At 39.0% G+C, this 11,341-nt stretch carries 9 protein-coding genes; 6 read left to right on the top strand and 3 right to left on the bottom strand.

Going from position 1 to position 11,341, the window contains the following annotated elements; translation table 11 throughout:
- The first annotated feature begins 253 nt into the window (after positions 1 to 253).
- The 4 genes from trxB (at position 254) to infA (ending at position 3,033) form a co-directional block, all read left to right on the top strand.
- Entirely contained in the window at positions 254 to 1,204 is a 951-nt protein-coding gene (gene trxB / locus EVU92_RS11440; RefSeq protein WP_054551466.1) for a thioredoxin-disulfide reductase, read from the top strand.
- Positions 1,205 to 1,310: 106 nt separating this feature from the next.
- Positions 1,311 to 2,027: a leucyl/phenylalanyl-tRNA--protein transferase gene (aat, locus tag EVU92_RS11435; protein ID WP_130051327.1), complete on the top strand. Its 717-nt coding sequence runs from the start codon at positions 1,311 to 1,313 to the stop codon at positions 2,025 to 2,027.
- Entirely contained in the window at positions 2,020 to 2,724 is a 705-nt protein-coding gene (locus EVU92_RS11430) for an arginyltransferase (protein WP_130051326.1), read from the top strand. Before aat ends, EVU92_RS11430 begins: the two co-directional genes overlap by 8 nt.
- Before the next feature lie 90 nt (positions 2,725 to 2,814).
- A complete protein-coding gene (gene infA / locus EVU92_RS11425) occupies positions 2,815 to 3,033 on the top strand; it encodes a translation initiation factor IF-1 (RefSeq protein WP_002962494.1) in 219 nt (72 codons plus the stop codon).
- Between the two features lie 176 nt (positions 3,034 to 3,209).
- On the opposite strand, the gene clpA is transcribed toward infA, so the two are convergent.
- Together clpA and clpS are read right to left on the bottom strand one after the other, a co-directional pair.
- Entirely contained in the window at positions 3,210 to 5,474 is a 2,265-nt protein-coding gene (clpA, locus tag EVU92_RS11420) for an ATP-dependent Clp protease ATP-binding subunit ClpA (RefSeq protein WP_130051325.1), read from the bottom strand.
- Positions 5,475 to 5,543: 69 nt separating this feature from the next.
- On the bottom strand, positions 5,544 to 5,852 hold the full coding sequence (gene clpS / locus EVU92_RS11415; RefSeq protein WP_175580379.1) for an ATP-dependent Clp protease adapter ClpS: 309 nt from the start codon (positions 5,850 to 5,852) through the stop codon (positions 5,544 to 5,546).
- A 209-nt stretch (positions 5,853 to 6,061) separates the two neighbouring features.
- Between clpS and cspD the strand changes: the two genes are divergently transcribed.
- Together cspD and EVU92_RS11405 are read left to right on the top strand one after the other, a co-directional pair.
- A complete protein-coding gene (cspD, locus tag EVU92_RS11410; RefSeq protein WP_036968098.1) occupies positions 6,062 to 6,277 on the top strand; it encodes a cold shock domain-containing protein CspD in 216 nt (71 codons plus the stop codon).
- Between the two features lie 439 nt (positions 6,278 to 6,716).
- A complete protein-coding gene (locus tag EVU92_RS11405) occupies positions 6,717 to 8,939 on the top strand; it encodes an NADP-dependent isocitrate dehydrogenase (RefSeq protein ID WP_130051323.1) in 2,223 nt (740 codons plus the stop codon).
- Positions 8,940 to 9,057: 118 nt separating this feature from the next.
- Here EVU92_RS11405 and EVU92_RS11400 read toward each other — a convergent pair whose 3' ends face one another.
- Positions 9,058 to 11,340, bottom strand: a complete 2,283-nt coding sequence (locus EVU92_RS11400) for an ATP-binding protein (RefSeq protein ID WP_130051322.1) — start codon at positions 11,338 to 11,340, stop codon at positions 9,058 to 9,060.
- Between the last annotated feature and the right edge of the window lies 1 nt (position 11,341).

Below are 11,341 nucleotides of genomic sequence, written 5' to 3'. Positions count from 1 at the left end.
CTAATATCAAAATTAGCTAAAACATATCAAAAAATTATTGCTTGGTCATGAATTACCGTACTTTGAAGGCATAACAATTGGCAATTAGACCATTTTGTGAGCAAAAAGAGCTATTTAAATTATAATAAGTAAGGATTATTTGACAGCTTAGCGATTTGACTAAAAAAATAATCAGGGCTTTTGTTTACATCCGCCTTGTTTTTCTTAGAATCGGGCGCATAGACATCGTATTGAAACGTTTTTAGGAAAAAACATGAGTGACGCAAAACACTGTAAACTATTAATCTTAGGTTCTGGCCCTGCGGGCTACACAGCAGCGGTATACGCAGCACGAGCTAACCTAAACCCTGTCCTTATCACTGGTATTCAACAAGGTGGTCAGTTGACTACGACGACTGAAGTTGAAAACTGGCCAGGCGATGCACACGGCTTAACGGGTCCTGCATTAATGGATCGTATGAAAGAGCATGCTGAACGTTTCGAAACTGAGATTGTCTTTGATCATATCAACAAAGTTGATGTATCAAAACGCCCTTTCACTTTAACTGGTGACTCTGGCACATATACTTGTGATGCATTAATTATCGCGACAGGCGCATCTGCTAAATACTTAGGTTTAGAATCAGAAACTAACTTCCAAGGTCGTGGTGTTTCTGCTTGTGCAACCTGTGATGGTTTCTTCTACCGCGGTCAAAAAGTAGCGGTTGTAGGTGGTGGTAACACAGCTGTTGAAGAAGCGCTTTATTTATCAAACATTGCTGATGAGGTTCACGTTATTCACCGTCGTGATAGCTTCCGCAGTGAAAAGATCTTAGCTGATCGTTTAAAAGAAAAAGCAGAAAACGGTAACGTTGTTTTACATTACAACCGCACTTTAGATGAAGTGCTTGGTGATGAGATGGGCGTAACTGGCATTCGTATTAAAGCAACTGATTCTGAAGAAACAGAAAATCTAGATCTTGCGGGTGTATTCATTGCAATTGGCCATAAGCCAAATACTGACATGTTTGAAGGTCAGCTAGAAATGAAAGACGGCTATTTAGTAGTTCAGTCAGGCTTAAACGGCAACGCAACGCAAACAAGCGTACCAGGTGTATTTGCTGCAGGTGACGTGTCAGATCACATTTACCGTCAAGCAATCACATCAGCAGGTACTGGCTGTATGGCTGCACTTGATGCTGAACGTTTCTTAGATAACCTATAAATTAGTTGATCTAAAACACTAATTACTGGGGCTGTTGCAAAAACAGCCCCTTTTTTATAACTAAAATTTTGTTAAAATTAGAACAAATAACAACGATAACGCTGATATGATCAAGCAACTTTACCAACTCTCGCCCGAGACAGTTGATTTTCCAGATCCAGAATTAGCCCTTGATGAGCCTGATGGCCTGTTGGCGATTGGGGGTGACCTATCAGTTGAGCGTATCCAAAGAGCCTACAATACAGGTGTTTTCCCTTGGTTTAGTGATTATGAACCCATTATGTGGTGGTCGCCTAGTATGCGCGGTATTCTTGAGCTCGATGAATTTCATGTTAGCCGCAGTTTAAAAAAGTATTTAAAGCGTTTTCCTGTGCGTGTCACTGTTAATCACGCATTTGCGCACGTTATCAATGCTTGTCGTGAACAGCGTATCGATGCAGAAGGAACTTGGATCACTGAGCAAATGATGCATGCCTATATCGAAGCACACCATCAAGGTATCGCTCATAGCCTTGAAATTTGGCATGAAGATAAATTAGTTGCTGGCCTGTATGGCATCATGCAAAACGGTATATTTTGTGGTGAATCAATGTTTCATGAAGTCAGTAATGGTTCGAAACTGGCAATGTGGGCATTAGTTAATTGGCTTAAGAAACACCAAGCTCATTTTATTGATTGCCAATTAGAAAACCCTTATTTAATCACTTTAGGTGCAAAAGTTATCCCACGCAGGGAATTTTTAACTAGACTTAAATTAGCGCACAGTTTTGTGCCTAAAAAACATATGTGGCAACCACAAGAGTTGATTAATATTTATGACTGAGCACTTACCCGCTAGGCTTGGTTTAAGCCAGCAATTTGATTGCAGCTATTTACCAGACCGTCAGGAGCAACTACTTGTTATTCTTGACCCAAGTTGCTATTGCCCTGATAAATTTGAGCAATTATTAGCATTGGGATTTAGGCGCAGTGGTGACCAAATATACCGTCCTCATTGCCCTGTTTGTAATGCTTGCAACTCAGTACGCGTATTAGCCCAGCAATTTACTCCATCTAAATCACAAAAACGTAAACTAAACAAAGCAAAAAAAATATTTACTGTAAGCTACAGTGATTATGAACGGGCTGAGTACTACCCGTTATATTGCAAGTATATCACGCAAAGACACCAAGATGGTTCTATGTTTCCACCTGATCAAAATCAGTACGAAAGCTTTTTGTTTTGCCAATGGCTACCTGTAATTTTTATAGAGTTACGGGATGATGATAAGTTAGTTGCCGTTGCTGTGACCGACTGTATGAGCAACTCAGTCTCTGCGATTTATACATTTTTTGATCCTGATTATGAGCAGTACAGTATTGGTAGCATCATGATCATGGAGCAAATTAAATTTGCAAAACAACAAGCAAAACAATTCGTCTATTTGGGTTACCAAATCGACGAATGCAATAAAATGAAATATAAAACCCAATTTTTGCCTGCACAAAAGCACATTGGCGATCAGTGGTTGGCGATTTAATTTACAAAAATGAGCCCTGTAGCTTTACTTATTGCAGTATTTTCGGCAAAATCTGCAGCGTTTAACTATTAAAGAGGTGTTACGCTAAACATGGCGAAAGAAGACGTAATCGAAATGCAAGGTACGGTCCTTGATACTTTACCAAATACAATGTTCCGAGTTGAGCTAGAAAATGGTCACGTTGTTGTGGCTCATATCTCTGGTAAAATGCGAAAAAACTACATCCGCATCTTAACTGGCGACAAAGTAACCGTAGAAATGACTCCTTACGATTTATCGAAAGGTCGCATCGTATTCCGTGCTCGCTAAGTTAGTGCGTTAACGAGAGATTTAGCTTTTTGCTGCTTTGAATGAGCAGGTGTGTTTATTACAAAGAGCTAAAAGCGTTTGTTAAATGGTGTTAAAACTAACTTAGTTTTAATTCCATTTAATAAACAAAAAGCCCAGCATTAGCTGGGCTTTTTGTTTGTACTTAACTTATTAGGCTAAGCAGTTTCTAGGTTGGTCTCAAAATCAAAATGAATTTTTTTATCTTTGACCGATACTTTAACCGAACCACCATCAGCTAACTCACCAAACAAAATTGCATTTGCTAGAGGCTTTTTAAGCTCATCTTGAATAACACGAGCCATTGGACGCGCGCCCATAGCTTTATCATAGCCTTTGTCAGCCAACCACTCTCTTGCTTTTGAAGTTAGCTCAAGATTAACTGATTTCTTATCAAGTTGTGCTTGCAATTCGACAATAAACTTATCAACCACTTGCAAAATAACTTCTTTTTCAAGGTGATTAAACCAAATAATGTTATCTAAACGGTTTCTAAATTCAGGTGAAAACACTTTATTGATTTCAGTCATTGCATCGTGAGAGTGATCTTGCTCAGTGAAACCAATCGACTTACGAACTGTTTCCTGAACACCTGCATTGGTTGTCATCACTACAACCACATTTCTGAAATCGGCTTTACGGCCATTATTGTCTGTCAGTGTTCCATGATCCATTACTTGCAACAGAATATTATAAATATCTGAGTGCGCTTTTTCTATCTCATCCAATAGTACAACTGCATGTGGGTTTTTGATCACAGCTTCAGTAAGTAAACCACCTTGTTCAAAACCAACATAACCTGGAGGTGCGCCGATTAGTCGACTTACCGCATGCCTTTCAACATATTCAGACATATCAAAGCGAATAAACTCAACACCCATACACTTAGCAAGCTGTTTAGTAACTTCTGTTTTACCAACCCCTGTTGGGCCAGCGAACAAGAATGAACCAACCGGTTTATCTTCGTTTGCAAGACCAGAACGCGATAAACGTATTGCCGAAGTGAGCGCATCGATTGACTGATCTTGACCAAACACCAGCATCTTCAGGTTGCGGTCAAGATTTTTCAGTGTTTCTTTATCACTTGAAGAAACGCTTTGTTGTGGAATACGAGCCATTTTTGACACAATTAGTTCAATATCAGCCACACCAATGGTTTTCTTACGCTTCGATACAGGCTGTAGACGCTGATTAGCTCCTGCTTCATCGATGACATCAATTGCCTTATCAGGTAGGTGACGTTCATTAATGTATTTAGCACTCAGTTCTGCTGCGGCTTTTAAAGCTTTTTGTGTATAACGAATACCGTGATGTTCTTCATAACGCTCTTTTAAGCCGTTAAGAATTTTAGTGGTATCAGCAACACTTGGTTCAAGCACATCAATTTTTTGGAATCGACGAACTAAAGCACGGTCTTTTTCAAAGATGTTCTTAAACTCGTTGTAAGTTGTCGAACCCATGCAGCGTAGCTTACCACTTGAAAGTAGTGGCTTGATTAAGTTTGATGCATCCATTACGCCACCCGATGCCGCACCGGCACCAATAATGGTATGAATTTCATCAATGAATAAAATTGAACCTGGTTTAGCTTGTAACTCTTTTAATAGTGATTTAAAGCGTTTTTCAAAATCACCACGATATTTGGTCCCCGCTAATAATGCACCCATGTCCAGTGAGTAAACTACTGCATCAGCAATCACTTCAGGTACTTCCTTGTTCACAATACGATAAGCAAGGCCTTCAGCAATCGCTGTTTTACCCACCCCAGCTTCACCAACCAATAGTGGATTATTTTTCTTACGGCGACATAAAACTTGCACCGTACGTTCAACTTCGTTGTCACGACCCACTAAAGGATCAATATTGCCATCAATAGCTTGCTGATTCAGGTTAGTGGTAAAGTTTTCAAGCTTAGTCGGTTCTTCACCTTGTACTTCTTGTACTTCATCATGAATATCATCATGGTCTTCACCACCGATATCATCATCTGCTTTAGAAATACCATGTGAAATAAAGTTAACAATATCTAAACGATTAATGTCTGATTTTTTGAGTAAATAAACTGCTTGGCTTTCCTGCTCGGAAAAAATTGCAACCAGCACGTTAACACCAGTTACTTCGTTTTTCCCTGATGATTGCACGTGAAATACAGCGCGTTGTAATACACGCTGAAAACCTAGCGTCGGTTGTGTTTCTCTGTCTTCTTCAAGATCAGGAATCACCGGTGTTGTTTCATCAATAAAATCTGATAACTCAACTTTTAATGCGCTCATATCAACGCCACAGGCGTTTAACGCTTCTCCAGCAGAAGGGTTATCGAGCAGTGCAAGTAAAAGATGCTCGACGGTCATAAATTCATGACGACGTGTTCTCGCTTCGCGAAACGCCGCATTCAAGGTTAGTTCTAAGTCTTTGTTTAGCATTGGCAACCCCTTACTGAGATAATATTTATATACCGTTGTGACGGGCTAATTGATCACCCACCTTGGTATTTATTCCTGCTCACAACTACAAAGCAGTGGATGCTCGTTGTCTCGTGCGTAACGATTGACTTGTTCAACTTTGGTATGAGCTACATCAGCGCTGTACACACCGCATATCGCTTTACCATTATGATGAACTTGAAGCATCACATCTGTTGCTCTATCGCTATCCATATTAAAAAACGTCATTAGTACTTCTATCACAAAGTCCATAGGCGTGTAATCGTCATTATTTAAAATGACTTTATATTTTCGCGGTGGTTGCAATTTTTGCTTTTCACTATCGCGAACTGTTTCAATAACACCAGAATCTTTCATGCCACTCATAATTAAATATAGTCTTGTCTTTAGAACTCAAGCAAACTTGAATAAAAAAATAAATAAATTGTTAAAAAATAGTCTAAAACACTTGACTGACTGGCTAAATAAACTACAGTCAAATATAGATTGATTAATCATTAGTCAGTCTAGCAAATTACACGGTTTAGAATAACTAAATTAGTCAACTTATAGAAGGATGTAGAAGTATGGCTTGTGGAAAAGTCAAATGGTTCAATAATGCCAAAGGTTTTGGCTTCATCGTAGAAGACGGCAGCGAGACTGATATATTCGCTCATTACTCAACGATTGTAATGGACGGTTATAAAACACTTAAAGCTGGTCAAGATGTAACATTCGAATTGCAACAAGGTCCAAAAGGGTTACACGCAACGAATATTGCGCCTAACGATGAAATCTCCTAGGTAAAACCTATTCGAGTATCAAGCGAGAGACCTTGTTAAGTTCCTCGCTTACTCTTCTGCTCTAAATATATCCTTACACTTCTCTTGAAATTACATTTCTTAACCCCAATTGTTTAATTGTTATTAGCCCTTTAGAGCCAAGCTTGTTACACTCTTGTTGCTTAAATTTAGCTTTTTCGTCATTTTGACGTAAGGCTTTTGGCTAATTTCATAATTTGCTTATTTAAGCTATAAGAATTTTACAGTCTGTCAGCTGTGGTTATTTTAATACTTTGTATTGAGTTGCAACAGCTAACAGACTGCTTGCTGTTGTTTTATCAAGGCACTTAATTTTAAGCTTGGTATTTCAAAGCTATCTATTGCATTGTTGAATATGGCTAATTAAGGGTTACTGTTAGCAGTCATTACCAAACATTACGCCAACTATCTAGGAATGATGATGACATCAAAAATTATCTATACTAAAACAGATGAAGCGCCAGCTCTTGCGACGTATTCATTGTTACCAATCATCCAAGCGTACACTAACGCTGCTGGTGTTGAAGTTGAAACTCGCGATATTTCATTAGCGGGTCGTGTAATTGCAAACTTCCCTGAGTACTTAACTGAAGATCAACGTATTGATGATGCACTTGCTGAATTAGGTGAAATGGCAAAAACACCTGAAGCTAACATTATCAAACTACCTAATATCAGTGCTTCTATCCCTCAGCTACGTGCAGTAATCAAAGAGTTACAAGAAAAAGGTTACGCGTTACCAGACTACCCTTCTGAGCCAAAAACTGATGAAGAAAAGAATGTTAAAGCAACTTACGACAAAATCAAAGGCTCTGCTGTAAACCCTGTACTTCGTGAAGGTAACTCTGACCGTCGTGCACCTAGTTCAGTTAAAGAGTATGCTCGTAACAACCCACATTCAATGGGTGCATGGAGCAAAGATTCTCAATCTTACGTTGCAAGTATGGAAGAAGGTGACTTCTTCGGTTCTGAGAAATCAGTCACTGTTGCAGAAGCTACTGACGTACGTATCGAGCATGTTGCACAAAATGGTGACATCACAGTGCTTAAAGCAAGCACACCATTACTGGCTGGTGAAGTAATTGACGCTTCATGCATGAGCGCAGCTAAGCTTCAAGCTTTCCTTGCTAAAGAAATTCAAACAGCAAAAGACAAAGGCGTGTTGTTCTCATTACACATGAAAGCAACTATGATGAAAGTGTCTGACCCAATCATCTTCGGTCACGCTGTAAAAGTTTTCTTCAAAGACGTATTCACAAAACACGCTAATCTTTTCAAAGAGCTAGATGTTGACGTAAACAACGGCTTCGGCGATGTATTCTCAAAAATCGAAAGCCTAGATGCAGCTAAAAAAGCTGAAATTGAAGCAGATATCCAAGCGGTTTATGAAAACAACCCTGCTATCGCTATGGTTGATTCTGATCGTGGTATTACTAACCTTCACGTGCCAAGTGATGTGATCATCGATGCATCAATGCCTGCTGCAATTCGTTCTAGCGGTCAAATGTGGAATAGCGAAGGTAAATTACAAGACACAAGCTTTGTAATTCCAGATCGTTGTTACGCTGGTGTTTACCAAGCAACTATCGATTTCTGTAAGGAAAACGGTGCATTCGATCCAACAACAATGGGTAGCGTACCTAACGTTGGTCTTATGGCACAAAAAGCTGAAGAATACGGTTCACATGACAAAACGTTTGAAGTAGCTGCTGCAGGTACTATCCGTGTTGTTGATACTGCTGGAACAACGTTACTAGAGCATGCTGTTGAGCAAGGCGATATCTGGCGTATGTGTCAGGTAAAAGACGCACCAATCCAAGATTGGGTTAAGCTTGCTGTTAACCGCGCTCGCGCAACTAGCACACCGGCAGTTTTCTGGTTAGACGAAAATCGTGCACACGATGCTGAGTTAATCAAAAAAGTAAACACGTATCTACCACAACATGATACTGATGGTCTTGAAATCCATATCTTAGCGCCGGTTGAAGCGACTAAATTCTCTTTAGAGCGTATCAAAGAAGGTAAAGACACTATTTCAGTAACTGGTAACGTTTTACGAGACTACCTAACTGACTTATTCCCAATTCTTGAACTTGGTACAAGTGCTAAAATGCTTTCAATCGTACCACTTATGAATGGTGGCGGTTTATTCGAAACTGGTGCAGGTGGTTCAGCGCCTAAGCACGTTCAACAATTCGAAAAAGAAAATCACTTACGTTGGGATTCTTTAGGTGAGTTCTTAGCCCTTGCTGCTTCTTTAGAGCATTTAGCGGTTAATACAGATAACAAGAAAGCACAAGTGCTTGCTGACACACTTGATAAAGCAACAGGCACATTCTTAGCTGAAAACAAATCACCTTCACGTAAAGTGAAAGAGATTGATAACCGTGGTTCGCACTTCTTCCTTTCATTATTCTGGGCACAAGAACTTGCTGCACAAAATGATGATGCGGAATTAAAAGCACAGTTCACACAAATTGCTGCTGATCTTGAGTCTCAAAAAGACCAAATCGTTAATGAATTAAACGATGCACAAGGTCCAGCTATGAGTGTAGGTGGTTATTACCAACCTAATGATGAGCTAGCATTTAAAGCAATGCGTCCAAGTTCAACATTCAATGACATTCTAGCTAAGCTTGTTTAATTATTTAAATCTTATTTATCTAGTTAACTAGCTACAAGAGAGTTATCTCAAAGCGCTTATTCGCGAAAGAGATAACTCTTTTTTTGCTCTCGTGACTAACGAACCTGTTAGGTTTTCACTAATTTGATTGCTTTTCAGAGCGGTCATTCTCATTAAAACACCACTTGAATAAAACTGTTTTCACACATTGGTAGTCTATTGGTTTAGCAATAAAATCACTCATTCCCGCTGCAAAACATCGCTGCTTATCCGCCTCAAGCACATTGGCTGTTAATGCAATAATGGGCGTATCTTCATAAGCGGGGATTTTTCTAATCAATACGGTAGCTTGAGGGCCATCAAGTACAGGCATCTGCATATCCATAAAAATAATATCAAAGTTGTTTTGCTGACTATTTTCCTTACATAGCGCTACGGCCTGCTCACCATCCCCTGCTATTTTTATAGTTCTTATCCCGAACTCATTCAACATGGCTTCGATAACGACCTGGTTAATATCATTGTCTTCGACTACAAGTACATTAAGTGATGAAAAGTCTGCCTGTTCCTCTTCGGTTTCTTGTATATTTGCGGCTTCAAACTCAGACTGCTCAAAAACCTGTGTTGTTTTTAACTCAAAATAAAAGTGAGAGCCCTGCCCTAAATCACTTTCTACATGCAAAGGAGCATCCATCAAATTTAGTAATTTACTTGATATAGCCAATCCAAGCCCTGTGCCACCGAAACGCCGTGTAATTGACGTATCAGCTTGCGAAAACGCTTCAAAAAGCTTGCTGAGATTTTCTTTCGCGATGCCAATCCCCGTATCAACCACAGAGAATTTGATCTTTAGATTGTCGCTCTGACCTCGATTAATTCTTATATCAAGCGAAACACTTCCTTTTTCGGTAAATTTAATCGCATTCCCTAATAGGTTTATTAACACTTGTTTTAAACGGGTTTCATCGGCAAAGAAAATACAATCTTGCTGTGCTTCGGCAATAGAGATATTGAAGTTGATATGTTTATTTTGAGCTTGCTCTTTAAATAAGTGCATAAGCTCATCTAGCATAGAGTTTAAATGCACTGGTATCGATTCTAGCTCAATCTTAGAAGCTTCAATCTTACTAATATCTAAAATATCATTGATGATCACTAATAAACCAGACCCTGAGGATTGAATGATATTTAGCATCTTCACTTGCTCTGGTGTTAACGTGGTGCGCCTCAATTGACGTGCCATCCCGAGAATACCATTCATAGGAGTGCGAATTTCATGACTCATGTTCGCAAGGAATTCTGATTTTACTTTTGTTGTATGCTCTGCTGTTGTTTTTGCCTCTGTAAGGTCTTGGCTCAATATACGGAATCTATCAGCGGCAGTTGCAAGCACACCAATTTCGTCTTTACGATTTAAATCATAAATAGGAGCAGATAAGTCACCTCCTAAAAAGTGTTGAAAGCTAATCGTTAAACGCTTTATTGAGTGAGTTATTTGTAGGTGGAAAAATGCAGCTAGCCCGATGATATAAATCAGTATACCTATAGAAAGAAAACGAAGTGTTTGATCTGCCTTTATTACTATATCTTGCGCTTCTCTTTTAATTTTTTGTAATCGAGTCAAGGATTGCTCGCGCAGCTTATCTGCGAGTGTACTGAATTCAATTGCATCTCCAGCCATAACAACATTTACTAAACTCAAGTAATTTCTATTAGCTTGTACTCCCTTGGAAAATACTTCTTGATACGCTGTAGCCAGTTCACTACTTTTAATATATTTAGTGTTTGATAGTCTGTTATTTGATAAGACAGTAATCGCTTTATTAACCGCTGCTCTTTTAAAGTAATCTTTTTTCGCTAGAAACAATGAGGCATCTCGATGTAACTCATGCCAAACGTTCAGCTGCTCTGAGATAGCTAACTTTTCTTCGCTTGAAGCAGTGTTTAATTTAAGGGTGTTTAGATAATTAATGGCTTGGAAATAAATATTAGGAAGTTTGTCGTCGGTAAGCTCTTTTTTTATCTCATAACGTTTAGCAAGCACACTCAAATTATCGCCATACCTGGTTATAAGCTGTGTCATCGAGTCTAGGTAAACTTGGTTTTCAAGTTCGTCACTTTTTAAATCGACACTCTCTAAGCGTACTTTTATACTTTTAAAGTTTTCTATTATTTTACTGAATACTGTTTTGCTTCCTGAAACCCCATAAACCGAGATATCTCGCTGCATTTCAACAATATCCTTGTTGATGCGCAAAATCCCAACTGCATAGTTACTAATACGGCTTATATCGTTAATAGAAGCTTCAATGCTTTGTAGCCGTTTACTCAGAACAATGTAACTCGCTCCCATTGCAAGTAAAACTAGCGTCAACGCTAATAACACTTTGGCCGCTAATGACCGAGAAATAAATGTCAGCAAA

It is taken from the genome of Pseudoalteromonas sp. MEBiC 03485, from assembly GCF_004195145.1.
Taxonomy (GTDB): Bacteria; Pseudomonadota; Gammaproteobacteria; order Enterobacterales; family Alteromonadaceae; genus Pseudoalteromonas; species Pseudoalteromonas apostichopi.
Note: the sequence above shows the minus strand (reverse complement) of the source record. Positions and strands in the feature narration are given on the sequence as shown.